General features: G+C 64.5%; 23 protein-coding genes. 8 read left to right on the top strand and 15 right to left on the bottom strand.

Annotated features, from left to right (window positions below):
• Positions 1 to 42: 42 nt before the first annotated feature.
• Genes lpdA through mdeB form a run of 3 tightly spaced genes read right to left on the bottom strand, consistent with a single transcriptional unit; the run spans position 43 to position 5608 of the window.
• Positions 43 to 1689: a dihydrolipoyl dehydrogenase gene (gene lpdA / locus Q4543_RS04195; RefSeq protein ID WP_303436504.1), complete on the bottom strand. Its 1647-nt coding sequence runs from the start codon at positions 1687 to 1689 to the stop codon at positions 43 to 45.
• Positions 1690 to 1697: 8 nt separating this feature from the next.
• Positions 1698 to 2936, bottom strand: coding sequence for a 2-oxo acid dehydrogenase subunit E2 (locus tag Q4543_RS04190; protein ID WP_303436503.1), 1239 nt, complete (start codon positions 2934 to 2936; stop codon positions 1698 to 1700).
• 11 nt (positions 2937 to 2947) lie between these two features.
• The gene (gene mdeB, locus Q4543_RS04185) at positions 2948 to 5608 is read right to left on the bottom strand and encodes an alpha-ketoglutarate dehydrogenase (RefSeq protein ID WP_303436501.1); all 2661 of its coding nucleotides are present in this window, start codon (positions 5606 to 5608) and stop codon (positions 2948 to 2950) included.
• 137 nt (positions 5609 to 5745) lie between these two features.
• On the opposite strand from mdeB, the gene Q4543_RS04180 reads away from it, so the two are divergent.
• The 3 genes from Q4543_RS04180 (at position 5746) to Q4543_RS04170 (ending at position 7648) form a co-directional block, all read left to right on the top strand.
• Positions 5746 to 6210: an Lrp/AsnC family transcriptional regulator gene (locus Q4543_RS04180; RefSeq protein ID WP_216003882.1), complete on the top strand. Its 465-nt coding sequence runs from the start codon at positions 5746 to 5748 to the stop codon at positions 6208 to 6210.
• A gap of 309 nt (positions 6211 to 6519) precedes the next feature.
• On the top strand, positions 6520 to 7272 hold the full coding sequence (locus tag Q4543_RS04175; protein ID WP_303436500.1) for a FadR/GntR family transcriptional regulator: 753 nt from the start codon (positions 6520 to 6522) through the stop codon (positions 7270 to 7272).
• A gap of 55 nt (positions 7273 to 7327) precedes the next feature.
• Complete coding sequence (locus Q4543_RS04170) at positions 7328 to 7648, top strand: cupin domain-containing protein (RefSeq protein ID WP_303436499.1); 321 nt, start codon at positions 7328 to 7330, stop codon at positions 7646 to 7648.
• 209 nt (positions 7649 to 7857) lie between these two features.
• Here the strand turns inward: Q4543_RS04170 and Q4543_RS04165 are convergent, their stop codons facing one another.
• The 3 genes from Q4543_RS04165 to kduI form a co-directional block, all read right to left on the bottom strand.
• A complete protein-coding gene (locus Q4543_RS04165) occupies positions 7858 to 8718 on the bottom strand; it encodes an amidohydrolase family protein (RefSeq protein WP_303436498.1) in 861 nt (286 codons plus the stop codon).
• Positions 8719 to 9781: 1063 nt separating this feature from the next.
• The gene (gene kduD / locus Q4543_RS04160) at positions 9782 to 10522 is read right to left on the bottom strand and encodes a 2-dehydro-3-deoxy-D-gluconate 5-dehydrogenase KduD (protein WP_303436497.1); all 741 of its coding nucleotides are present in this window, start codon (positions 10520 to 10522) and stop codon (positions 9782 to 9784) included.
• The gene (gene kduI / locus Q4543_RS04155) at positions 10522 to 11346 is read right to left on the bottom strand and encodes a 5-dehydro-4-deoxy-D-glucuronate isomerase (RefSeq protein ID WP_303436496.1); all 825 of its coding nucleotides are present in this window, start codon (positions 11344 to 11346) and stop codon (positions 10522 to 10524) included. The genes kduD and kduI overlap by 1 nt, the downstream gene beginning before the upstream one ends.
• Before the next feature lie 355 nt (positions 11347 to 11701).
• On the opposite strand from kduI, the gene Q4543_RS04150 reads away from it, so the two are divergent.
• The 5 genes from Q4543_RS04150 (at position 11702) to Q4543_RS04130 (ending at position 16927) form a co-directional block, all read left to right on the top strand.
• A complete protein-coding gene (locus Q4543_RS04150) occupies positions 11702 to 13012 on the top strand; it encodes an extracellular solute-binding protein (protein ID WP_303436495.1) in 1311 nt (436 codons plus the stop codon).
• Between the two features lie 69 nt (positions 13013 to 13081).
• On the top strand, positions 13082 to 13963 hold the full coding sequence (locus Q4543_RS04145) for an ABC transporter permease subunit (RefSeq protein WP_216003889.1): 882 nt from the start codon (positions 13082 to 13084) through the stop codon (positions 13961 to 13963).
• Positions 13964 to 13970: 7 nt separating this feature from the next.
• Complete coding sequence (locus Q4543_RS04140; protein WP_303436494.1) at positions 13971 to 14861, top strand: ABC transporter permease subunit; 891 nt, start codon at positions 13971 to 13973, stop codon at positions 14859 to 14861.
• 24 nt (positions 14862 to 14885) lie between these two features.
• Entirely contained in the window at positions 14886 to 15929 is a 1044-nt protein-coding gene (locus Q4543_RS04135) for an ABC transporter ATP-binding protein (protein ID WP_303436493.1), read from the top strand.
• On the top strand, positions 15926 to 16927 hold the full coding sequence (locus Q4543_RS04130; RefSeq protein WP_303436492.1) for an endonuclease/exonuclease/phosphatase family protein: 1002 nt from the start codon (positions 15926 to 15928) through the stop codon (positions 16925 to 16927). Before Q4543_RS04135 ends, Q4543_RS04130 begins: the two co-directional genes overlap by 4 nt.
• Positions 16928 to 16945: 18 nt before the next feature.
• Here Q4543_RS04130 and Q4543_RS04125 read toward each other — a convergent pair whose 3' ends face one another.
• The 9 genes from Q4543_RS04125 to Q4543_RS04085 all read right to left on the bottom strand — a co-directional run bounded on the left by Q4543_RS04125 (position 16946) and on the right by Q4543_RS04085 (position 25536).
• Positions 16946 to 18286: a sigma-54 dependent transcriptional regulator gene (locus Q4543_RS04125; protein ID WP_216003893.1), complete on the bottom strand. Its 1341-nt coding sequence runs from the start codon at positions 18284 to 18286 to the stop codon at positions 16946 to 16948.
• Between the two features lie 13 nt (positions 18287 to 18299).
• On the bottom strand, positions 18300 to 18425 hold the full coding sequence (locus Q4543_RS04120) for a hypothetical protein (protein ID WP_256444170.1): 126 nt from the start codon (positions 18423 to 18425) through the stop codon (positions 18300 to 18302).
• 81 nt (positions 18426 to 18506) lie between these two features.
• Positions 18507 to 19727, bottom strand: coding sequence for a formate dehydrogenase subunit gamma (locus Q4543_RS04115; protein ID WP_303436491.1), 1221 nt, complete (start codon positions 19725 to 19727; stop codon positions 18507 to 18509).
• Positions 19728 to 19858: 131 nt separating this feature from the next.
• Complete coding sequence (fdh3B, locus tag Q4543_RS04110; protein ID WP_303436490.1) at positions 19859 to 20452, bottom strand: formate dehydrogenase FDH3 subunit beta; 594 nt, start codon at positions 20450 to 20452, stop codon at positions 19859 to 19861.
• Positions 20453 to 20464: 12 nt separating this feature from the next.
• Complete coding sequence (locus Q4543_RS04105) at positions 20465 to 23449, bottom strand: formate dehydrogenase subunit alpha (RefSeq protein ID WP_303436488.1); 2985 nt, start codon at positions 23447 to 23449, stop codon at positions 20465 to 20467.
• Positions 23450 to 23584: 135 nt separating this feature from the next.
• Positions 23585 to 23779, bottom strand: coding sequence for a twin-arginine translocation signal domain-containing protein (locus Q4543_RS04100; RefSeq protein ID WP_216003897.1), 195 nt, complete (start codon positions 23777 to 23779; stop codon positions 23585 to 23587).
• Positions 23780 to 23843: 64 nt separating this feature from the next.
• Complete coding sequence (locus Q4543_RS04095) at positions 23844 to 24452, bottom strand: molecular chaperone (RefSeq protein ID WP_216003898.1); 609 nt, start codon at positions 24450 to 24452, stop codon at positions 23844 to 23846.
• Complete coding sequence (locus Q4543_RS04090) at positions 24449 to 25003, bottom strand: DUF3306 domain-containing protein (protein WP_303436485.1); 555 nt, start codon at positions 25001 to 25003, stop codon at positions 24449 to 24451. The genes Q4543_RS04095 and Q4543_RS04090 overlap by 4 nt, the downstream gene beginning before the upstream one ends.
• Positions 25000 to 25536 (bottom strand): DUF3305 domain-containing protein, encoded by a 537-nt coding sequence (locus Q4543_RS04085; protein ID WP_303436581.1) that lies wholly within the window; start codon positions 25534 to 25536, stop codon positions 25000 to 25002. The genes Q4543_RS04090 and Q4543_RS04085 overlap by 4 nt, the downstream gene beginning before the upstream one ends.
• Positions 25537 to 25795 lie beyond the last annotated feature (259 nt).

The raw sequence follows: 25795 nt of genomic DNA, 5'->3' as shown, positions 1-25795 counted from the left end.
CCGGCCCCCGGAATGTGCAACACTTGGGGGCCGTGCGCGCGACTAAAGGTCGGTCAATGTGCCAAGATAGGCTTCGGCGGCGAATCCGATGGTTTCCGACAAGGTTGGATGGGGGTGAATGGTCAGGCCGATGTCTTCGGCATCCGCGCCCATCTCGATCGCGAGGGCGACTTCGGCGATCAGATCGCCCGCATGTGGCCCGACGATCCCGGCGCCAAGCACCCTGCCGGTGTCGGGATCAAAGATCAGCTTGGTCACCCCGTCATCGCGGCCCAACGACAGCGCACGCCCGGATGCCATCCATGGGAACTTGCCGGTTTTCACCTTTATCCCCTTTGATTTCGCGTCATTTTCCGTCAATCCGATCCAGGCAACCTCGGGGTCGGTATAGGCCACGGAGGGAATGCAGGTCGCGTCGAACGCCGCCTTTTCGCCGCAGGCCACCTCGGCGGCGACCTTCGCCTGATGCACCGCCTTATGCGCCAGCATCGGTTGCCCGACCACATCCCCGACGGCAAAGATATGCGGCTGGCCGGTCTGCATCCGCGCGTTCACCGGCAGGAACCCGCCCGCATCCATCGCGACGCCCGCCGCTTCGGGGGCAAGTGTCGCGCCACTGGGCCGCCGCCCCACCGCGACCAGAATCCGGTCATAGGCGAGGGTTTGCACGCCCTCTGGCCCCTCCAGCGTCGCGGTCAGGCTTTCGGCCGCCTCGACGTGCGTGACCTTGGTGCGGGTGCGCAGCCGGTAGGCTGCCTCGAGCCGCTTGGCCAAGGGTCGGACGATATCGGCATCAGCGCCCGGTATGATCTGATCCGCCAGTTCCACGATGTCGATGTCACTGCCAAGTGCAGCATAGACCTGCGCCATTTCCAGCCCGATGATGCCGCCGCCGATCACCAGCATGCGCTTGGGGATCTCGGCAAGGTCCAGCGCGCCGGTGCTGTCGATGATGCGGGGATCCTCGGGCAGGAACGGCAGGCGCACGGGCTCGGAGCCGACCGAGATGATCGCCTGATCGAACCCCAGATCCAGCCCGCCGTCGGCGGTATCGACACGCAGTTGATGCGGGCCGGTGAACTGCGCGGTGCCGCGAATGAGCCGCACCCTGCGGCGCTTGGCCAGCCCCGCAAGCCCGCCCGTCAGGCGCCCGACGACGCCATCCTTGAAGGCGCGCAGCTTGTCCAGATCGATCTCGGGGGGCGCAAACCCCATGCCATGTTCGGCCGCCGCCATCGCATCGCTGCGCAGTTTTGCCATATGCAGCAGGGCCTTGGACGGGATGCACCCGACGTTGAGGCAGACCCCGCCAAGACTGGCGCGCGGATCGATCAGCACCACGTCGCGCCCCAGATCCGCCGCGCGAAACGCCGCCGTATAGCCTCCCGGCCCGGCCCCGATCACCACCAGCGAGGCGTGATCGGCTGCCGCCGCTGCCGCGTGCGCGATCGCCCCTGTCGCCTCGATCCGCATGATCAGGCTGCCTTCGCTGACGCGCTCGCCCTCGGTGACGAGGATCTCGGTGATCATGCCGGCAACCGGGCTGGGAATATCCAGCGTCGCCTTGTCGGATTCCAGCATCAGGATCAGATCATCCGCCGCAACCACATCGCCCACGGCGACCGCGATTTCGATGATCGGCACCTCGTTGAAATCGCCGATTGCCGGGATCAGAATATCTGTTGTCATCACCGCCCTCACACCGACAACCGGCGGAAATCGCCAAGGATCGTTGACACATGCGCTAGGAAGCGCGCCGCAAGAACCCCGTCCACGACGCGGTGATCCCAGCTCAGGCTGAGCGGCTGGATCAGGCGCGGCAGGAATTGCGCGCCGTCCCAGACCGGCTGGATCGCCGCCCGCGTCATCCCCAGAATCGCAACCTCGGGCGCGTTGATGATCGGGGTAAAGCCCGTGCCGCCTATGCCGCCCAGCGAGGAAATCGTGAAGGTCGCGCCCTGCATGTCGGTGGGTTTGATCTTGCCCGCCCGCGCGGCGCCGGCAAGATCAGCCATCTCGGTCGCGATCTCGCGCAGGCCCTTTTGATCGGCCTGCCTGATCACCGGCACCACCAGACCATCGGGCGTATCGGCGGCAACGCCGATGTTCCAATAGCGCTTCACCACCAAGCTGTCGCCATCGAGCGAGGCGTTGAATTTCGGGAAGGCCTGCAAGGCCGAGACCACCGCCTTGACGGTAAAGGCCAGCATGGTGAGCTTGGCCGCGTCGCTCGCCTCGGCGTTCAGCGTCTTGCGGAAGGTCTCCAGATCAGTGACATCGGCGGTGTCGAAATTGCAGACATGCGGGATGATCAGCGCATTGCGCGCCAGAGCCGGGCCGGAGATTTTGGCGATCCGCGACAGGGGCTGGCGATCAACCGGGCCGAATTTAGCATAATCGACCTGCGGCCAGCCGGGCAGACCCGCCGTGGCAGAGGGCGCGCCCGGGGTTTCCGCCCCTTGTGTCAGTTCGGCTTTCACGAAGGCTTCGACATCTTCGCGCAGGATCCGGCCTTTTGGCCCGGTTCCCGCAATCCCTGCAATCGCCACGCCAAGGCTGCGCGCGAATTTGCGCACCGAGGGCGAGGCGTGGGCGGGCGCGCCCGTTTCGTGCATCTGCGGTGGCAATGGCGCCTTGGTCTCTGGCGCGAGCGGCGCCGGGGCGGGCTTTGACGGCGCAGGCGTCGTCATGCTGCCCTCGCTTTCCAGTCGCAAGATCAGCGTGCCCTGGCTCACCTTGGTGCCTTCGGCCAGTTCGATTGCCGCGATGCGCCCTGCCTGCGGGCTGGGGATGTCCAGCGTCGCCTTGTCGGATTCCACGATCAGGATGATGTCTTCCGCCGCGATCACATCGCCCACCGACACCGGAATTTCGACCACGGGAACGTCGGAGAAATCGCCGATATCGGGGACGTGAATGTCGATCGTTTGTGTCATGCTCATCCCCCTCAGACCAGCCACGGCGCATTCGGCGCGGGCTCGATCCCCATTTCGCCCATGGCGCGCGACAGGATCGAAGCGTCGATGTCACCGCTGCGCAGCAAGGCCTCGATTGCACCAAGGGCGATATGCTGGCGATCCACCTCGAAGAAGCGGCGCAGCGCCTTGCGACTGGCAGAGCGGCCAAAGCCGTCGGTGCCAAGGATCGTCATCCGCGTGTCGAGATAGGGCGCGATCTGCGCGGGAACGGCGCGAACGTAATCGCTGGCGGCGATGATGGGCGCGCGACCGGGCAGCAGGGTTTCCACATGCGAAACGGTTGGCGTGCCAAGCCGCGCGCGGCGCTCGGCCTCGGCGGCGTCGCGGGCCAGTTCGCTGAAGGATGTGACCGAATAGATGTCGGATGCGATGCCGTAACCCGCCAGAAGATCTGCCGCCGCGATCACCTCGCGCAGGATCGTGCCAGAGCCAAGCAGCCGCACCCGCGGCCCCGTGTCGCCGCGGCTGTCGAAGAGATACATGCCCTTGATGATATCCGCCTGCGTGCCGTCTTTCAGGCTGGGCTGGGCGTAATTCTCGTTCATCACGGTGATGTAGTAGAACTCGTCGCGCTTCTCATCCATCATCCGGGTCATGCCGTGATCCATGATCACCGCCAGTTCACTGGCGAAACACGGATCATAGGCCCGGCAATTGGGCACGGTTGCCGCCATAAGATGGCTGGAGCCGTCCTGATGCTGCAAGCCTTCGCCCGACAGGGTGGTGCGCCCCGCCGTCGCCCCGAACAGGAACCCGCGGGCGCGTTGATCGGCGGCGGCCCAGATCAGATCGCCAACCCGCTGGAAGCCGAACATCGAATAGTAGATGTAGATCGGCAGCATCTCGGTGCCATGCGTCGAATAGGCCGTCGCCGCCGCTGTCCACGAGCTGAGCGCGCCAGCTTCGGTGATGCCTTCCTCGAGCAGCTGCCCGTCGGTGGATTCCTTGTAATACATCATCGACCCGGCATCTTCGGGCTCGTAGGTCTGGCCTTTTGGCGCGTAGATCCCGACCTGTCGGAACAGGTTTTCCATGCCGAAGGTGCGCGCCTCATCCGCGACGATGGGCACGATGCGCGGGCCAAAGGCCTTGTCGCGCAGCAGCCCGCCCATCATTCGCACCGCCGCCATGGTGGTGGACATCTCCTTGCCCTCGGCCATGATCGCGAACTTTGCGTAGGCGTCCAGCGCCGGGCGCTGCGGCGCGGGCGCATCGGCGACAAGCGGACGGCTTGGCAGATAGCCGCCAAGGCTGGCGCGCCGCTGCTGAAGGTATCTGATCTCGGCGCTGTCCTCGCCGGGATGAAGGAATTCAAGCGCTTCGACCGCCTGATCCGACAGCGGCAGCTTGAACCGGTCGCGGAAGTTCTTCAGCGCTTCGATATCGAGCTTCTTGGCCTGATGGGCGATCATCCGGGATTCCCCCGCCCCGCCCATGCCATAGCCTTTTTTCGTCTTGGTCAGGATCACCGTCGGGCGGCCCTGATGCGCCTTGGCGGCGGCAAAGGCGGCGTAGAGCTTTTTCAGATCATGGCCGCCACGCTTCAACTGGTGGATTTCCTCATCCGACATATGCGCGACCAGCGCCGCCGTCGCCGGATCGGCGTCAAAGAACTTGGCGCGGTTGTAATCGCCGGCCTTGGACCCAAGGTTCTGGTATTCGCCATCCACCGTTTCGGCAAAGCGGCGCAGCAAGACGTTGTCGGTGTCGCTGGCGAACAGGGTATCCCATTGCGACCCCCACAGCACCTTGATCACATTCCAGCCAGCGCCGATGAACAGGGATTCCAGTTCCTGAATGATCTGCCCATTGCCGCGCACCGGCCCATCGAGGCGCTGCAAGTTGCAATTCACGATGAAGGTCAGGTTATCCAGCCCCTCGCGCGCGGCGAGGGTCAGCCCGGCGATGGATTCCGGCTCGTCCATTTCGCCATCGCCGAACACCCCCCAGACATGGCGCTCTTGGGTGTCGGCCAGCCCGCGCGCTTGCAGATAGCGCATGAAACGGGCCTGATAGACCGCAGACAGCGGCCCGATCCCCATGGAGCCGGTGGGCAATTGCCAGAATTCATTCATCAACCACGGATGCGGATAGGAGCACAGTCCATTGCCCGGCTCTTCCTGACGGTAATTGGCGATATCGTCCTTGCTCAGACGGCCTTCTAGAAAGGCGCGGGCATAGACGCCGGGCGCGGAATGGGGTTGGAAATACACCAGATCGCCGCCGAAACTGTCGGTTTTGGCGCGGAAGAAATGGTTGAAGCCAACCTCGAAAATCTCGGCCGCCGAGGCGTAAGAGGCGATATGCCCGCCCAGTTCGCCGTACGCCTTGTTGGCGCGCACCACCATCGCCAGCGCATTCCAGCGGATCATCGCGGTGAGGCGTTCCTCCATCTCCTGATCGCCGGGATAGGCGGGCTGGCGCGCAAGCGGGATGGTGTTGCGATAGGCCGAATAGGGCAGGCCGGAAGTGGTCACGCCGAGGCGATGCGCATGATCCTGAACCTGGCGCAGCACGAATTGCGCGCGATCCGCGCCGCAGGTCTGGGTGATCGCCTCGAAGGCGTCAAGCCAGTCGGCGGTCTCGACGGGGTCTTGATCGGGACGTGCTTTGGAAACGGATGTATTCATTCTGGCCTCCTGCCTTGGGCGAAGTGTCGCTGAAAATCCGTGGTGAAGCTGGCTAATCTTGCCATTGGTTTTCGATTTTTTAGCTGATATCCGTCGTATTTGGTGGTAATACACCAAAAATGAACCAGGATTTCAGTATGGCCCACAAGCTCGACGAAACCGATCTGAAGATCCTGCGAGAGCTGCAAAACAATGCTCGCCTGTCGCATCACGAGCTGAGCGAGCGCGTCGGCCTGTCGCCCTCGCCCTGTTCGCGGCGCATCCGCATCATGGAGGGCAACGGCATCATCAACGGCTATGGCGCCCGCGTCGACGAGCGCAAGCTGGGCTTTGCCATGAGCATCTTCGTCTCGGTGAAACTGGATCGGCAGATCGACGACCGGCTGGTCAATTTCGAACGTGACATCGCGCTGTGCCCCGAGGTTGTGGATTGCTGGTTGATGACCGGCAACCGGGATTACCTGCTGCGCATTTCGGTGCGTGACCTTGAAGAGTTCGAGAGCTTTCTCACCGCCCGTCTGACCAAGATTGCCGGTGTGGCCTCGCTGGAATCCTCGATCCCGATCCGGCGCGTCAAAAGCGGACAAGCGCGGTTGCGCTGAGCCTTGCTGCCATTGATCCGCGGTCGGGCTGCGCTCTCGATCATCCTTGGGTCAGCGAGCGGATGCCTTTTTAAGGCAGCCACAGGATTGGATATTCAGCCACCTCCTGCCTCGCCCGGTTGTGCCAATGGCGGGGCCAGCGCCACGCCCAGCCACTGCGCCAAGGCCTGCCCGGCAATAGTCGACGCAGATTTCACAATGTCGAACCCGGGCTTCGGCCCTGCGGCGAAAGCCGGGTTGCATGGACAAGAAAAATCGCAAATGTCATACTTCGCATCGCACGCCTGTATGAGAAGTAAGCCCGCCAGAATGGATACGCCAGCAAAGCCGCGCCGTAGCCCTCGCCCGGCCTCCGGGCGCACCCTTGTCGAAAAGGTGCGCGAGACGCTGCACAGGCAGATCCTGTCAGGCAGCTATCCGCCGGGCGCGCGTCTGCCGAGCGAGGCGCAGTTGACCCGCGACTTCGGCGTCAGCCGGACGGTGATCCGCGAGGCCGTCGCCTCGTTGCGCTCCGATGGGCTGGTCGAGCCGCGTCAGGGTGCCGGGGTCTTTGCGCTGACGCCACCAACGCCGGTCGATCTGCCGTTTCAGAACATCGACTTCGTACGGATTTCCTCGATGATCGAATTGCTTGAACTGCGCACCGCGGTGGAATGCGAAGCCGCCGCGCTGGCGGCACAGCGCCGGTCTCCGGCGCAGGAAGAGCGGATCATCAGCGCCCTGCACGAGGTGGCCCGCGCCGCCGCCGCGGGCGAACCCACGGTCGAGGCGGATTTCGCGCTGCATCTCGCCATCGCCGAGGCCACCAACAACCCGCGCTTCGGCGATTTCCTGTCGATGCTTGGCTCGAACCTGATCCCGCGCAAGGCACTGAGCGATGCCACCCCCGACCCCGCGCCCAAGGAATATCTCGAGCTGATCTGCAACGAGCACCAGATCATCGTGAACGCCATTCTCGATGGCGACGAAGACGCCGCCCATGCGGCGATGCGCCAGCATCTCAAGAGCAGTCAGGCGCGGTATCGCGCCATTCTGCGGGCCGGATCCGCCGGGGTATCCTGAGGCCGGAATACGTCATACATCTTTTCGAAACAGACCTGACAATGGAGAAAACAGCATGAGCGAGCCGGTACAAAGCTTTCCCGAGATCTCTCCCGGCCCCGGCGTCTTGCGCCAGGTTCTGGCGGATGCGCCCGAACTGATGGTGGTCTCCTTCCGCTTCGAGGCGGGCGCTATCGGCGCATTGCACGACCACCCGCATGTGCAATCGACCTTTGTCGAAAGCGGGCGGTACCGGTTCTTCCTTGACGATGCGACCTTCGAAGTCGGCCCCGGCGACAGTTTCGTCATCCCCTCGGGCGCGCGGCACGGCTGCGAATGCCTTGAAGCGGGGCGGCTGGTGGATTGCTTCACCCCGCGCCGCGACGATTTTCTGTAAACATCCCTGCTGGCGCGGGGGTGCCCTGCGCCATTGGCGGATCATCGCACAACGGCACGACCCTGCGCAGAGCGGCGCGGCCCCGTCCTCCGCGTGAAACGCGATAGCGGCCGCTTCGCATCACGCGCGGTTGCTGGCAGAGCGCCCGGCCCACCGCCAAAGCAGCGGGGGCGGGGATCAGGACCGGGCGGCCTGCGCCGGGGATGTCGTCATGCCGGACCAAAGCCGTAAAGCGCGCGCGGCGTGTCGACCAACGCCGCGCGGCGCGCTGCATCATCCGGCAGCCACGACATGGCCAGATCAAGCAGATCTGCGTCGTCGGGGTAATCCTCGCTGCGCTGCGCGGCGTTGTGCGGCCAGTTGGTGCCCCAGACGATGCGCTCTGGCGCGTGGGCGCCGATCTCGCGGGCCACCGCGCCGATGTCGGCAAAATCCGGGCCGCCGCTGCGCGAGCTTTCATAACAGGCCGCGAACTTGAACCAACAGCGCCCGGTGTCGATCAACCGCTTGATCACGGCAATATGGGCCGGGGTCGCACCGTTCAGGATCTTGGCGTGATGGTCGAGCACCCAGCGCGATTTCAGCGCGGCAAGGCGCGGCTCCAGCGCCGCAAGTGCCGAGCCGTCGAACTGCACCGCCATCATCCAGCCAGCATCGGCGGCGATGGCATCCACCGCTTCGAGCGCGTCAAGCCCGACGGCCCCGCCCGGAAGATCCATGATCCGCGCCCCGACGATGCCGCCATCCGACAGGCGGGCGATTTCGGCCTGCGGCGTATCAGGCGAAATCGCAGCAACGCCCCGGGCGCAATCGCCCATCTTGGCAAGGCAGGCCAGCAGGTTGGCGCTGTCGGTGCCATGGGCGTTGCCTTGGGTGATCACAACAGATTCCAGCCCCAGCCAGCGCATCGTTTCGCGGTACATGTCGGGCGTGGGCAACGGGTCGGCGGGGCGGCCGAGCCCATCGCCGCGCATGGCAAAGCCCGGCAGATACATATGCATCTGCGTATCCACCGCGCCCTTGGGCATGGCCGTCAGTGGCGCGGGTCCGGTCAATTTACGGGTGATCATGATATCTCCGGTGCAGAGCGTTCCGGGACATCGCCCAGATCTTTTCGGTTTTCACATGCGGCGCTGCCAGCCCGCATGGGCAAGAGCCACGGGCAGATGCTGGCGGCTTTCCTTTATCGGCCTCGACAGGTTCTTGCAGGCGCTCTTGGTCTTCGCCGCTCAGCCCCGCCCGAGGCGAGCCTATATCGCCAGCTTCAGGGCCTTCAAGCCTAACGCCCGCGTTGCGGGTAGAACGTGCTGACGAGGATGGCTTCGAAGACGGCACGATCCTCGGCGTGCCGGGCGATGTAGCGAGGCCCCCTCGGGCAACCACACGCCGATCTTGGGCGCGCTGGCCTTGTGGGGTGGAGGTGGCGATTGCGCTCTCGCGCGTTGAAAAGCGCTTGGTGGACATCCCGGCGAGGGGATCTGTTCGAGCCCCTGTTGCGGGGCGTCGATTGGGTAACGATGCGGCAGTAGATCGCTCTCGTTGCCAATCTGCGCCACTGATCCGGCGATGGAAACGGCGATTGGCGTTGCCTGTGAGGGCGGCGTTGCCATCCGGGGTCGCGAGAAGACTTCACCGACGCGCCAGACCTCGCCCCTATTCGATGCGAGGCTTTGAGGGTTTGGGCGCGAGTTTGTCATCCACGCCGACGGGGGGCGCTGCCCCCCAAGCCCCTCGGGATATTTCAGGCCAGAAGAAGGGTCGGCGTCAGCTCTCGCCGGAGGGCATCTGCCTGTCGGAGGTGTTCTATTCGTGGATCGTGGCGTTGGCACGGATCAGGGTATCGCCCGCGAGGGAGGTTTGCACCAAGGCGTTGCCGGGCTTGGCAGCGAATGGCTCCGCGCCCGTGGTCGGGGGTGCAGGCCAGACTGCGCCGGGTTCTGCGCCCCCGGGGATCACGCACATCGGATTGGCGCTGAACAGTTCGCACAAGACGGGGGTCGCGGCATAGGGTGGGCGCTCCTGTCCGCAGATGCGGCAGCATATTACAGGCAGTCATATGACAGGTTCGCAGGGCCTTACTGCAAATGGACCCCGCCAGCGCCAGCGGGGCCTTTGCTTTATCTCGCGCAGCGATCAGCGCGCCAGCCAGCCGCCATCGACGTTCAGCACCGCGCCGGTGATGTAGCCAGCAGCGGGCGAGGCCAGAAACGCTGCCGTGCCGCCGATGTCGGACGGATCGCCCCAACGCCCGGCGGGAATGCGATCGAGGATCGCTCTGGAGCGCTCCGGATCGTCGCGCAGCGCCTCGGTGTTGTTGGTGGCGATGTAGCCCGGTGCGATGGCGTTCACGGTGATCCGGTGCGGCGCCCATTCGTTGGCGAGGATCTTTGTCACCCCCGCGACCCCGTGTTTGGACGCCGTATAGGCGGGCACCCGGATGCCGCCCTGAAACGACAGCAGCGAGGCGATGTTGACCACCGCCCCCGGCGTGCCATCCGCGATCAGCGCCTTGCCGAACGCCTGACAGGTGAAGAACAGCGCCTTGAGGTTGACGTCCATCACGTCATCCCAGTCGGTCTCGGTATACTCGACCGACTCCGCCCGGCGAATGATGCCGGCGTTGTTGACAAGGATACTGTAGCCCGCCCCGTCGAAGACATCTTTCGCTGCCATCGGGTCGGCGAAATCCAGCAGCAGTGCGTCTGCCGACCCACCTGCCGCGGTGATCGCGGCGACGGTCTCGTCGCAGGCGCGGCGCCCTGCGCAGACCACATGCGCGCCTTGCCCTGCCAGCGACAGGGCGATGGCCTGCCCGATGCCGGTATTGGCCCCCGTCACCAGCGCGCGGCGACCTTCCAGAGAAAATGGTCCCATTACATCAAGTCCTTGGGTTGAATGACATCCATGTCGGTGAAATCGACGTTATCGCCCGCCATCGCCCAGATAAAGCTGTAGGCGCCGATCCCTGCCCCGGAATGCACCGACCAGCTGGGCGAGATCACCGCGTCTTCGTTGGCGACGAACAGGTGGCGGGTTTCGTGCGGCTCGCCCATCAGGTGCAGCACGCGGGTGGTCTCCTTCATGCCCCAGTACAGATAGGCCTCCATCCGGCGGTCGTGAATGTGGCTGGGGATGGTGTTCCAGACCGAGCCCTCCTCGAGCGTGGTATAGCCAAGGATCAGCTGGCAGCTTTCCATCACCTGCGGGTGGATGAACTGCTGGATGGTGCGTTTGTTCGCGGTTTCCGGCGCGCCCAGCTGCACCTTGACGCAGTCCGCCACCGTCACCAGCCGCGACGGCAGCGCCCGGTGCGCCGGGGCCGAGGTGATGTAGAACCGCCCCGCGCCTTCGAAGGTCACCGCGCCGCTGCCCATCCCTAGATACAGCACATCGCCACAGTTCAGCCGGTAGGTTTCGCCCGCGGCGCTGACGGTGCCGGTCTCGCCGATGTTGACGATGCCCATTTCGCGCCGGTCAAGAAAGCTGTCGGTCCCGGATTGCGCCACCTTGTCCAGCGTCAGGCTGCCACCCGCAGGCACCGCGCCGCCAAGGCTGAAGCGGTCGTAATGGGTGTAGATCAGGCGGATTTCACCGGGTGCGAACAGCCCCTGCCCGAGAAAATGCGCCCGCAGCGCCGCGGTATCCATGCCCTTGGCGTGCTCTGGGTGGACGGCGTGGCGGGTTTCGACGGTCAACATCTGGCGTCCTTTCTACGTGTCGCGATGGCCCAAAGTCGCGGCGCGGCCAGCGCCTTGGGCGCGTGTTGAACGATGGCTGTCACAACTTGTATGACAAATCAATGGATCTAAGGGCGGGGCGGCGCAACCCGGGGCCGCCGCGCAGAGATCTGCCATGACGGCGGGCGGGCGGGCCGCCGATGGCCCCGCCCGCGCCGCGCAGCCACCGGGTCGCACGCGATGGAAAACTGTCATGCATTGGTCATGGCGGCGTTACAGACGCGGCCTAGGCGGTGGTCTTCATGGGGGCCCACCCCCTTGAACCCATTCCCGCCTGCCCCGTCGCGGCAAGGCCTCCAACCACCGGAGACTCTTCATGAAACAGGTCATCCAGTTCACCGCCGTTGCCAGCCTTACGCTGAGCGCGCAGGCCGCATGGGCCGAAACCGAGATCACATGGTGGCACGGTATGGGCGGCCATCTGGGCGAGGTCGTCGGCGAGATCGCCAAGGGCTTCAACGAAAGCCAGGACGATTACACCATCACCCCGGTGTTCAAGGGTTCTTATGAGGAAACCCTGACCGCCGCCATCGCCGCCTTCCGCGCCGGTGAGCAGCCCAACATCGTGCAGGTGTTCGATGCTGGCGCCGCCACCGTGATCGGCGCGCAGGGCGCCACCATCCCGGTGCAGGATCTGCTGGAACAGAACGGCGTCGATTTCGACATCACCGATTATATCGCCGGGGTGCGCTATTTCTACGCGGGCAGCGACGGCACCATGATCGGCATGCCGTTCAACTCGTCCTCGCCGGTGCTGTATTACAACCGTGACGCGCTGGCGAAGGCCGGTGTCGAGGCCCCCGCGACCTATGAAGAATTTGCGCAGATCGCCCCGGCGATCAAGGAGGCCGGCTATACCCCGCTGGTGCAGACGCACCTGCCGTGGGAATTCGTCGAGAACTTCCACTCGCGTCACAACCTGCCGTTCGCGACCAACAACAACGGCTATGACGGTGCGAGCGACACCAAGATCCTGATCAACTCGCCCGAGATGAAGATGCATTTCACGCAGGTGAAGCAATGGCTCGACGATGGGCTGTTCGGCTTCTACGGAACCTCGTGGGATGACAACAAGGCGCATTTCACCGATGGCGATGCGGCGATGTACATCGGCTCTTCGGGCGATTTCGGCGGCCTGACCGCGCTGGACCTGCCCTTTGGCTGGGCCTCGACCTACCTGCCGCATTGGGCCTCGATCACCGACGAGGGCTACCAGTCCTTCATCGGCGGCGCGGCGCTGTTTGCCATGTCGGGCAAATCGGCCGAAGAGAACGCCGCCTCGGCCGCGTTCTTCCAGTACCTGACCTCGCCCGAGGTGCAGTACATGTGGCACCGTGAAACCGGCTATGTGCCGGTCACCGAAGCCGCTTATGAACTGGCCAAGTCGGATGGCCACTACGACCGTTTCCCCGCCGCCGAAACCGGCATCAAGCAGCTGATGCTGCCCGCGGGCGACAACACCCAAGGCTACCGCATGGGCTTTTACGTGCAGATCCGCGACGTCGAAAACCGCGAGCTGTCGCGCTTCCTGAACGGCGACATCAGCATCGACGAGGCGCTGGCCAACATCGAAGCCGAAGGCAACCAGCTGCTCGAGCGTTTCGCCGCGAGCATGGCCAACAACTGAAGCCCGCAAGACTGACACGAACGGCGGCCCCCGTGGCCGCCGTTCCCCGTTTGCAAGGAATGCCCAACCGTGAAACGCGCCGCTTTCGACAATCGCTGGCTGCCGATCCTGCTGCTGTTGCCGCAGCTTTCGATCATCTGCCTGTTCTTTTACTGGCCCGCATGGCAGGCGCTGCGCTCGTCGTTCTTTCTGCAGGACCCGTTCGGCTTTGGCGAAACCTTTGTCGGCTGGGCCAATTACACCCGGCTGTGGACCAGCAGCGAATACCTGAAAAACGCCGGCTTCACCGCGATCTTTTCGCTGTCGGTGACGGGGCTGTCGCTGGCCATCGCGCTGTTGCTGGCGGTCAAGGCCGACACGGTGCTGCGCGGCGCCAAGACCTACCGCACGCTGCTGATGTGGGTCTATGCGGTGGCACCGCCAATGGCCGGGTTCATTGCGCTGATCCTGTTCAACCAGCGCTGGGGGCCGATGACCGACTTCTTCGCGATGTTCGGCTGGGACTTGCAGGTGCGGCTGGATTACTTTGACACAGGCTTTGTCATGGTCGTTGCCTCGGTCTGGAAACAGATCCCGGTGAACTTCATCTTCTTCCTGTCGGGGCTGCAATCCATCCCGCGCGCGGTGCGCGAGGCGGCGCTGATCGACAATGCCTCCGGGTTCAGCCGGTTCTGGACCGTCACCTTTCCGCTGCTGGCGCCGACCGGGTTCTTCCTGCTGATCATCAACATCACCTATTCGCTGTTCGACACCTTCGGGCTGATCGACACCATCCTACGCAACAACCCCGGCGATAACCCGGTGACGCTTGTCTATCAGGTCTATCTTGACGGGTTCCGCGGGCAGGACATCGGCGGCAGCTCGGCGCAATCGGTGGTGCTCATGGTGCTGGTGCTGGCGCTGACGATCATGCAATTCCGCCTCGTCGAGCGGCGCATCCATTACACCTGAGGTTCCCATGGCCGACCTGACCCAGACCGCCCCCGCCCAGACCACACGCACCGCCATTCGCTGGGCGTCCGTGCTGGACCACGCCATTCTGATCGCTGGCGCGGCGCTGATGATCGTGCCGCTGCTGATGATGCTTCAGATGAGCACGATCCCCGATGCGCAGGTGATGCAGCACGGCCCGTCGTTGCAGATCGGCGGTGAATTCTGGGACAACCTCCGCAAGGCGCTGTTCCAGTCCATGAGCTTTTCCGGCGAGACCACCGGCCTGACGATGTTTCGCAACTCGTTGATCCTTGGGCTTGGCTTTGCCATCGGCAAGATCGTCGTGGCGATGCTCGCAGCCTATGGCATCGTGTATTTCCGCCTGCGCTTTGCGACGCTGGCGTTCTGGCTGATCTTCACCACGCTGCTGCTGCCGCTCGAGGTGCGCATCGTGCCCAGCTACGAGATCACCCAGAAGCTGGGCCTGCTCAACAGCTGGACCGGCCTGATCGTGCCGCTGATCGCCTCGGCCACGGCGACCTTCTTCTTCCGGCAGTATTTCATGTCTGTCCCCGAAGAGCTGGTCGAAGCCGCAAGGATCGACGGCGCTGGCCCGGTCCGGTTCTTCATCGACATCCTCGTGCCGCTGTCGCGCACCATGATCGCGGCGATGTTCATCATCATGTTCGTCTATGGCTGGAACCAGTATCTGTGGCCGCTCATGGTTTCGACCCAGGAAGACAAGGTGACGCTGGTGCAGGGCATCAAGCAGATCACCCAGAGCCTCGAGGGCAACCACATTCCCGAATACGGCCGCTCGAACGTGCTGGCGCTGCTGGCGGTGCTGCCGCCGGTGCTGGTGGTGCTGTTCTTCCAGCGCTGGTTCGTCAAGGGCCTCACCGAGTCCGACAAGTAAGCCCTGCGGCAAAGGAAACCGAAAATGGCAAATGTAACGCTGAACCAAATCCGCAAGGTCTATGGCAACGGGTTCGAGGCAGTCAAACCCTGCTCGTTCCGCATCGAGGATGGCGAATTCCTTGTTCTTGTCGGCCCGTCGGGCTGCGGCAAGTCCACCCTGCTGCGGATGATCGCCGGGCTGGAAGACATCACCGAAGGAGAGCTTTCCATCGGCGATCGGCTAGTCAACACCGTCGATCCCGCCAACCGCGACATCGCGATGGTGTTCCAGAACTACGCGCTTTACCCGCATATGACGGTGCGCAAGAACATCGGCTACGGGCTGAAGAACCGCAAGACCCCGCCCGCCGAGATCGCCCGCAAGGTCGATGAGGCAGCGGCGATGCTGAACCTTGGCGCCTATCTTGATCGCAAGCCCTCGCAGCTGTCGGGCGGGCAGCGCCAGCGTGTCGCCATGGGCCGCGCCATCGTGCGCGACCCGGCGTTGTTCCTGTTCGACGAACCACTGAGCAACCTCGATGCCAAGCTACGCAACCAGATGCGCATCGAGATCAAGGCCCTGCAACGCCGCCTTGGGGTGACGTCGGTCTATGTCACCCATGATCAGGTCGAGGCGATGACCATGGCCGACCGCATCGTGGTGCTCAATGGCGGCGTCATCGAACAGATCGGCACCCCGGCCGAGATCTATCATTCTCCGAACTCGACCTTTGTCGCCAGCTTCATGGGTGCGCCGCCGATGAACCTTGTAAAGGCGCAGCTGGACAAGGGCACGGTGCGGCTCGATTGCGGCACCGCCGTGATGGCCGCGCCCGCCGGGCGATCCGGCCCGGTCACGCTGGGCATCCGCCCCGAGGACGTGCGCATCGGCTCGGGCGCGGCGCGCTTCGATATCGCCCTGATCGAAGAGCTGGGAGCCCACCGCCTGCTGCATGGGCAGGTTGCGGGGCAGCCGTTTACCGTTCACGTCGCCAAGGAAACGCAGGTCAGCCACGGCCCGCAGCCCATCGAGCTGCCGCCGGCGGCAATGGCGCTGTTCGATACCGCCACGGGGGCGCGGCTATGATCGCCGTCGTCGATGCCCTGCCGCTGGTGAGCGACGCCGAGCGCGCGCAGCTTTTGTCCGCCCCGCGCAACGCCGAGGCCCATCGCGAGCTGATGGCACAGGTGCCCGCGATGCGCATGGTGCAGACCGGTGGCAGCGCCCATCCCGGCCCCCTGCCCGCGACGCTTTCGGTGGTTGCATGGAACGTCGAGCGCTGCCTGTTCCCCGAGGCCAGCGCCGAGCATCTGCGCCCGCTTGCCCCCGATGTGGTGCTGCTCTCCGAGGTCGATCACGGCATGGCCCGCAGCAAACAGCGCCATACCACCGCCGCCATGGCCGAGGCGCTGGACATGACCTATGCCTATGGCGTCGAATTTCACGAGCTTGACCTTGGCGGCCCGACGGAACGGGCTTTCTGCGAGGATGATTTCAACGCCTGCGGCTGGCACGGCAACGCCATCCTGTCCAAGGTGCCCTTCGAACGTGTCACGCTGATCCGGCTGGACGATCATGGTCACTGGTATTCTACCGACGTCGGCGCCGATCCCGAACAGCCCCGGTTGGGTGGGCGCATGGCGCTGGCCGCCGTCCTCGCCACAGAGGCGGGGCCCGTCTGTGTCGTCTCGACCCATCTGGAAAGCAACGCCGATGGCGCACACCGGGCCGGGCAGATGCAGATCCTGCTTGATGGCATCGACGGTTTCGCCCCCGGCATTCCGGTGCTGATCGGCGGCGATCTGAACACCGGCAACCACGTTCCGCCGGATTTCGACTGGCGCGGCGAGCCGCTGTTCGACCTCGCCCGCCAGCGCGGCTATTCGTGGGACTTCACCGCCGATGGCATGACGACCCGCCCCAGCCTCATCTCCCCCCACCCGGGCCGGGTGATGAAGCTCGACTGGTTCGCCGGGCGCGGCTTTGCGCCGCTGGATCGCAAGGTGATCGCGTCGGTTTCAGGCGATGGCACGCCGCTGTCGGATCACGATGCCGTCTGGTGCCAACTGCGCCGCGACGGCTGAACAAAGTTGGCGCCGCGGTCAGTCGTGGGACCAGAGCGCCAGCTTGCGATCGACGGTCTTGCGCGACACGCCAAGCCGACGCGCCGCCTCGGCCCGGTTGCCGCCGCATTGCGACAGGATGTGCAGCATATGCCGCTGCATCACCAGATCGAGGCTTTCGATCGCCGCCGCACCGGTGACGCTGCCCTGCCCGGCAAATTCCTCGGGGAATTCGCCAAGAATGACCGAGCGTTCCAGCATATTGCGCAACTCGCGCACATTGCCGGGCCAGTCATAGCGGCGCAGCTTCATCAGCGTGCCGTCATCCAGCGCCAGCCCCGTCATCCCCAGCGTGGCCTGAAACTGCGACAGGAACAGCGCCGCAAGGTCGGTGATGTCTTCGGAGCGTTCGCGCAGCGGGGGCATCTCGATGCGCATGATGTTGATGCGGTGCCACAGGTCGGCCCGGAATTTCCCCGCCGCCACCAGCGCCGGAAGATCGGCGTTGGTGGCAAAGACAAAGCGCAGATCCAGCGGGATTTCCCGCTCGCCGCCCTCCGGGCGCAGGCGCTGGTCTTCGAGCACCCGCAGCAGCGCCGCCTGAAGCGGTTCGGGCATCTGCGCCACCTCGTCAAGAAACAGCGTGCCACCATCGGCCAGCAGCAGCAGGCCGGGGCTGGGCCGCTCGCGCCCTTCGACGGTGCCGAACAGTTCGGGCACGATGCGATCGGGCGCGATGGCGGCGCAGTTCACCGCCACGAAGGGCCGCTCGCGCCGCGCCGAGAGCTGGTGCAAATGGCGCGCCGCCAGCTCCTTGCCGGTGCCGCTTTCGCCGGTGAACAGCACCGGCGTCGGCAGCGGGGCAAGCTTTTCCAGCATGGCGCGCACCGCCAGCATCGGATCGGACTTGCCCAGCAGCTTGCCCGCGCCGCTGCCACCGGCGTGCAATTCGCGCCGCAACAGCGCGTTGTCGCGCCGCAGCACCCGGCGATCAAGCGTGCGCGCCACTGCGCCAAGGATCTGGTTGGCGCGAAACGGCTTCAGCACGAAATCCCCGACCCCGACCCGCAGCGCGGCAATCGCCGTATCCAGATCGGCATAGGCGGTGATCAGGATGGTCTCGGAGAACAGTCCCAGACGGCGCTGCTCTTCGAGCCATTGCAGCCCGGTGCGCCCCGGCATGATGTTGTCGATGATCACCAGATCGAAATGCCCGGTATCGAGCATCCGCGAGGCTTCGGCGGGCGATCCGGCCTGTTCCACCCGCTTGACCCGCGGGCCAAGGATCTTGGTCAGGAAATTGCGCATCCCCGGCTCGTCGTCGATCACGAGGATCGACGCGCCACCAAGTTTCCCGCCGTATTCGTCCTTGTCGCTCATGGCCGCCTTCGTGTCAGTCGACCCTTACGTTCGGGCTGGAATACACCTCTTGCGAGGAGAACCCGAGCGATTCAAGCGTGAAATAAGCGCCGACGCCGATGATGACGATGGCGACAAACCCGCTGAGCATGGCTTTCATGAAAAACACCCTCCTTGAGGGGACATAGTCGTTGTGAGGCATGGCGAAAGGCCCGCGCGGGGCCTTTCTTGGGCGTAGCGGTTACTCGGCGGGATCGGTCCGGATCTTGCCCGGTTTTTCTTCCTTGATCTCGTCAAGCCACAGCGAATGGTGCTGGTGCGCCCAGTTCTCATCCACAAGGCCAGAGCCCATGGCATCATAGGCGCCTTCCATGCCCAGCGTGCCGATGTAGATGTGGCCAAGGATCACCGCCATCATCAGGAAAGCCACGATGGCGTGCCAGAGCTGCGCGAACTGAATTTCCTCTTGCGGGGCAAGGTTCACCGGCAGCGCATCAAAGCCGAACCAGCCCGGAACGCCCCAGCCGTTCAGCACCTCGAACGTGTGCGAAAACAGCGGCAGTTCGAACGGGAACAGCAGCGAGATCCCGGAGACCGAGACCGAAGCCCCCAGCACGATCACCGACCAGAAGATGATCTTTTGCCCGGCGTTGAATTTCTTGGCGGGCGGGTGGTTGTTGCCGATGATGCCACCGGCCTGCTTGAACCATGTGATGTCGGTCTTGTCGGGGATATTGTGCCAGACCCACATCACGAACACCATCGTAAGGGCAATCATGAAGGCCCAGCTGACGTTGTTGTGGATGAACTTCGACCCGGTGAGCAGCACCGAGTTGAACTCATGACCAAAGGCCGGGATCAGGTATTTGCGCCCGAACAGCGTGAACAGCCCGGTAAAGCCCAGCAGGATGAACGAGCCTGCCAGCACCCAATGCGCCATGCGTTCGATGAACTTGAACCGCAGCACCACGGTGCCGGCCTTGCCGCCATCGATGCGGATACGCCCGCGGATCAGATAGAAAACCGCCAGCACCGCAATCGTGCCCAGCAGCAGCCAGCCGCCATAGGTCCGCAGCGGCCCCTTGCGCAGGTTTTCCCACCAGATGCCGCCGGTCTGGATCAGCACATCGCCATTGGGGTTCAGCGTGGAATTGCGGATATCGGCTGTGTCAAAACGCAGCTGTCGCCAGATTTGCGCATCGGACGAGGTGCCAAGCGGGGCAAGCCCCGGCGGCGGCGTGGCGTCCTGGCCCAGATCGACGGGCTGGATCGGGTTCACCGGCGCTTCGCCGCGCTGACGGCGCAGAATGTCTTCCAGAGACTGGCGACCGGGGCCGGTGGTTGGGTCTGCCGCGTCGGGTGCGGTTTGCGCAAGACCCGAAGCAGGCGCATCCTGCGCCACCGCACCAAGCGGCAGGGTAAGCAGGACAAGGGTAAGAAGTGCCATCAGGTGGCGCAGCATTGGGGTCTCCCTGTCATGTCGATCCGCGCGGCGCGGCAACGCCAAGCGCGATCATGGCAGGGTTTTCCCCGCCGCTGTCAGTGGTGCCCCGGGCGGCATACATCCGCCCGAGGTTTGAACCGAAACCCGGATCAGGGATTTTTGGACTCGTAAGCCGTGCCCCAGCCCCAGGCGCCCGACCCGAACCCGCGCGCGACGACACGCTCGCGGTAGATGTCGGACACCATGTCGCCGTCGCCGGCGAGCAGGGCCTTGGTCGAACACATCTCGGCGCAGATCGGCAGCTTGCCTTCGGCGATCCGGTTGCGGCCGTACTTGCGGAATTCGGCCTCGGACCCGTTTTCCTCGGGGCCACCGGCGCAGAAGGTGCATTTGTCCATCTTGCCGCGCGAGCCGAAGTTGCCCGCCTGCGGGTACTGCGGCGCGCCAAACGGGCAGGCATAAAAGCAGTAGCCGCAGCCGATGCACAGATCCTTGGAATGCAGCACCACACCTTCGTCGGTCTGATAGAAGCAATCCACCGGGCAGACCGCCATGCAGGGCGCATCAGAGCAATGCATGCAGGCGACCGAGATCGAGCGTTCGCCCGGCTTGCCGTCTTCGATGGTCACGACCCGGCGGCGGTTGATGCCCCACGGAACCTCGTGCTCGTTTTTGCAGGCGGTGACGCAGGCGTTGCATTCGATGCAGCGTTCCGCGTCGCAGAGAAATTTAGCGCGTGCCATGTGTGTCTCTCCTTACGCCGGCATGATCTTGCACAGGGTGGCCTTGGTTTCCTGCATCATGGTCACCGAGTCATAGCCATAGGTCTGTGCCGTGTTGGTGGATTCCCCCAGAACGATGGGATCGGCGCCTTCGGGGTAGTTGTCTCGCAGGTCCCGGCCTTCCATGTGACCGCCGAAGTGGAAGGGCATGAAGGCAACGCCCTCGCCCACCCGTTCGGTGACCATGGCCATGACCCGGATCCTGCCGCCCTCCGGGCCTTCGACCCAGACATTGGCCCCGTCGCGCACCCCAAGATTGTTGGCATCGCGCGGGTTGATCTCGATGAACATGTTCTGCTGAAGCTCGGCCAGCCACGGGTTGGACCGGGTTTCATCGCCGCCGCCCTCGTATTCGACCAGTCGGCCAGAGGTGAGGATGATCGGATAGTCCTTCGAGAAATCGTTCTTCTGGATCGACGCGTACAGCGTCGGCACCCGCCAGAACGAGCGGTCGTCATAGGTCGGGTAGTCTTCGACCAGATCGCGCCGGCTGGTATACAGCGGCTCGCGGTGCACCGGCACCGGATCGGGGAAGGTCCAGACCACGCAGCGGGCCTTGGCGTTGCCGTAAGGCGCGCAGCCATGCAGGATCGCAACGCGCTGGATGCCGCCCGACAGGTCGGTCTTCCAGTTGACGCCGCCGATCTTGTCGGCCCAGTCCGACGGGTACGGCCCGGTCTGAGATTGCTCGCCAAGCTCGGTGTCGGTCTCGGGGCGCGCCTCGAGATAGCCTGCGACATATTCGATCATGCCGCGCTCGTAGGCGGTAAGATCCTTGTCCCAGCCAAGGTCGATCAGCATCTGCATGGTGAATTCGGGATAGCCATCCTGAATTTCCGAGCCCACCGTGTAGGTGCCTTCGGCCAGCAGGTTGTCGCCGTCGCGTTCCACGCCAAAGCGGGCGCGGAACGGCAGGCCACCCTCGGCCACCGGCAGCGACAGATCGTAGAGGTTGGCCGAACCGGGATGGTTCATTTCCGGCGTGCCCCATGCGGGCCAGGGCATGCCGTAGAAATCGCCATCCGCCGGGCCACCATTGGCGCGCAGCGTCGTCTTGTCGAAGGTGTGCTGGTTCTGCATGTGCATCTTCAGACGCTCCGGGCTTTGCCCGGTGTAGCCAATGGTCCACATGCCGCGGTTGAATTCGCGGGTGATGCTTTCGATGTTGGGGGTCTCGTCGTCCTCCATCTCGATGTTGCGCAGCATCCGGTCGGCAAAGCCGAACTTCTTGGCGAACTTCGTCATTATGATGTGGTCGGGCAGCGATTCAAACAGCGGCTCGACCACCTGCTCGCGCCATTGCAACGAGCGGTTCGACGCGGTGACAGAGCCGCGCGTTTCGAACTGCGTCGAGGCCGGCAGCAGGTAGACGCCATCGGTGCGATCGTTCATCACCGCCGACACCGTCGGGAACGGATCGACCACGACCAGCAGGTCGAGCTTTTCCATCGCCGTCTTCATTTCCTTCAGACGGGTCTGCGAGTTCGGCGCGTGGCCCCAGAACACCATGGCGCGGGTGTTGTCGGGCTGCTCGATGTTCTCTTTCGCTTCCAGAACACCGTCGATCCAGCGCGACACGGTGATGCCCGACAGGCCCATCATGTCCTTGTCCTTGCCATCCTTGCCTTTCAGCGTGGCAAAGCGGCCCTTGAGCCAGTCGAGGTCTTCGTCCCAGACCCGTGCCCAATGCGCCCATGCGCCGGCGGTCAGGCCGTAATAGCCCGGCAGCGTATCGGCCAGAACGCCAAGATCGGTCGCGCCCTGCACGTTGTCATGACCGCGGAAGATGTTGGTGCCACCGCCCGCGGTGCCCATGTTCCCCAGCGCCAGCTGAAGGATGCAATAGGCACGGGTGTTGTTGTTGCCGTTGGTGTGCTGGGTGCCACCCATGCACCAGATCAGCGTGCCGGGGCGGTTGTTGGCCAGCGTGCGGGCGACGCGATGCAGCTGCGATTCCGGAACGCCGGTGACGCGCTCGACCTCGTCGGGGGTCCAGCGAGCGACCTCGGTGCGGATCTGATCCATGCCCCAGACGCGGGTGCGGATGAATTCGCGGTCTTCCCAACCGTTTTCAAAGATGTGCCACAGGATGCCCCAGACCAGCGCCACGTCGCTGCCGGGCCGCATCCGCACATATTCGTCCGCGTGGGCGGCGGTGCGGGTAAAGCGCGGATCGCAGACGATCAGCGGCGCGTTGTTCTGTTCCTTGGCCTTCAGCAGGTGCTGAAGCGACACCGGGTGCGCCTCGGCGGGGTTGCCCCCGATGATAAAGATCGACCGGCTCTTGTGGATGTCGTTGTAGCTGTTGGTCATGGCGCCGTAGCCCCATGTGTTCGCAACGCCGGCAACCGTGGTCGAATGGCAGATCCGCGCCTGGTGGTCGACGTTGTTGGTGCCCCAGTAGGCGGCGAACTTGCGGAATAGATAGGCCTGTTCGTTGCTGTGCTTGGCCGAGCCCAGCCAATAGACCGAATCCGGGCCGCTTTCCTCGCGGATCGACAGCATCTGGTCGCCGATCTCGTTGATGGCCTGATCCCAGCTGATGCGCTGCCATTCGCCCCCGACCTTCTTCATCGGGTATTTCAGGCGACGCTCGCCATGGGCATGTTCGCGCACCGATGCGCCCTTGGCGCAATGGGCGCCAAGATTGAACGGGCTGTCCCAGCCGGGCTCTTGCCCGATCCAGACACCGCCCTGAACCTCGGCGATGACCGTGCAGCCCACCGAACAATGGGTGCAGACGGATTTCTTGATCTCGATAGCGCCGGTGGCGGTTGCGGTGGCGGCGTTTGCCTGCTGCACCGTGCCGCCCGTCGCGGCGATGGCGGCAAGGCCGCCGATGGCCAGCCCCGAGCCGCGCAGAAACGCGCGGCGATCGACCGAGGCATTGGCCACGTCAGACAGGAGTCCGGTCCGCTGGGGGCGTCTCGCAACCCCGTTGGTCTTTTTCCTCAACATGGTTCTCACTCCCTGGTGGCAGGAACTGGGCCCTGCACCTTAGGTGGCTATTGGGTGGCGCGTGCAGTCGGGCGTTTCGCAACCAGTCGCAGCGTGCCGTCGCGTCGAGGTCCGGCGAGGCCGGGCCTTGGGTCTTCAGAAACGCGCGGAGGCGTAATAGGCGCGGGTATGCGCCGTGTCCTGCATCTTGTCAGATGACAGGTCGGGTTCGGCCGGAGCGGCGTTCGCCTGCGATCCGGCGGTGGCCACGGCGACGGCGGCAGCGGGCGCAACGGTGCCCGCGAGCTTGAGGAAATCGCGGCGGCTGTTGCCTTCGGTCTTTCCGGTCATGTGCAAGTCCTCCCCTGTTGGTTCCTTGCGGCAATGGCGCGCATGCGCCGGGTATGCGCGCGGCTCACGCTGCGCTCATTCGGAATGCTTCGGCCTCGATCTGCATGAAGCAGCGGCCCACGGTGCCCACGGGCACGTAGAACACCGAGCCCTTGGCGGCCTCGAGATCGGCAAAGAAATGCCCGGCCCAAGGCGCGATATGCTTGTTGAAAAACGTCCTTTGCTGATCGAGGCTGGCGGGGGCGCCAAAGCGGCCCACGATCATCGCGCCCATCATCTCCATCAGCGAGGCGATGTTGTCTTCGGGTTCGAACACGTTGTCGGCCCGCGCCAGCCCGCGCGCCGCCATATCCTGACGCAGCGCCGCCAGCGGCTTTTCGTTCAGGAACCCGGTCAGGTAATAGCTGGCATAGGGCAGCAGCTCGCCGCGCCCCAGCCCGATGAACAGGCGGTTGAATTCGCTCTGCACCGTGGCGGGGCGGGTCAGGCGCGCCAGCTTGGCCAGCGTCGCAATGCCCTGCCCCAGATCGCTGGCATCGCCGCTTAGTGTTGCGGTCTGGTCAAGCAACATGCGATCGGGCGGGCCGCTCAGCAGCAGGCCAAGGAAATTGTAGAGATCCGCGCGCAGGCGGTCTTCTTCGGCGATGCGGGGGGTCTGGGCCGGTTCGGTCATGCGGTGCCCTCTGTGTCGAACTGAAATGTCATCCGGCGCAGCCGGGGCGGGGCGAGGGCGTCGTCTTCGACGGGTTCAAACTCGGGCAGCGCGGCGGTCTGGACCGGCGGTTCGGGCAGGATCGGCTCGTCTTCGATCTCTGGCTCTGGCTCGGGCAGCTTTTCGGCCACCTCGACCACCCGCTCGGCAAAGCCGCGACCGACCTGATAAAGCGTCGCGATCCCATCCTTCACCACGGCGGCGTCGGTGAAATCGTCCTCGTAATCGTTCAGCCCATCAAGGCAGGCCAGCACCGGGTTGCTGCGCCACAGCGCCCGAAGCGCCCGCCGCTTGAGCCGCTGCGGCAGTTGCGCCGCCAGAAAGCGCCGCAGCTCTTCGCCGCCCACCAGCGTTTCGGGCTCGGGCAGGCCCAGCTCGGCCAGCAGCTCTTCGTCGCTGCGCTCTGCCAGCGCCGCCTCGGTTTCAGCCTGCGCGCGGGCGACCTGCGCCTGTGCCTCGGCCTGCTCTTCGGCGGCAACCGCCGCGCGCCGGTTTGTCCAGAAGCCGCTCATGACAGCCGCCGTTTCTGCAAGCTTGGCGAGGCGTAGACATCGCCCAGCCCACCGATCCGCGGATCGCCGATGCCATCCTCGACCTTGTCGATCCGGTCGCGGTGACGGCGGCGCTTGATGAATTCCTCGTCCTCGTGGAAGCGCTCGACGAAATCGCGCACCCAAGCCTCGATCCCCGGTGTCATCGCCACCTTTTCCACCAGCTCTTCGCCGGTGTCGCAGTAATCCTGCGCCTCATAGGGCGAGGCGGTGATCAGCAGCAGCTCGAACGGTTTGTCCGGGTCGGGCATCGCGCGCATCACCACGTAGACGCAGGGCACCTGCGCGCCAAGCCCGTGCACATAGGCTTCGGTTTCGGCGCCGAACAGTTCCAGCGTCACGGTGCCGGCGTGAAATTCCACCACCTCGCCGTCGCGGCGCAGCTCGCGCCAATCGGCCTCCGGTGCGCCGGGCAGGATCGCGGTGGCCTTCCAGCTGTGCTTGGCCCAACGGGTGACGCCCGGCTGTCGTTTGACCACGACGCCGATGGGCATGTTCCGGTAGGGGCGATCTGGATCGGTCACGGCATCTCCTTGCTTAGTGCCTAAATTGAAGGCTTTGGCGTCATCGTGAAAGTGAAATTCGCGCGCGAAGGTGAAATTACCTTGACGGACGGACGTTCTGGGCAGGCTTGCGCACCCCGCGCGAGCCTGAGGGACATTTTGTCCATCTTGAGTATTTTTGTCTGAATACGATGGCATACCGCCCACGCAAAAGCGACTTGCGAATCACCCTGATTCGGGGCCTTCCGGT

Origin of the sequence: Salipiger sp. 1_MG-2023, from assembly GCF_030547555.1 — a bacterium.
In the GTDB taxonomy this organism is placed as follows: Bacteria; Pseudomonadota; Alphaproteobacteria; order Rhodobacterales; family Rhodobacteraceae; genus Salipiger.
This window is presented reverse-complemented; position numbering and strand designations above follow the sequence as displayed.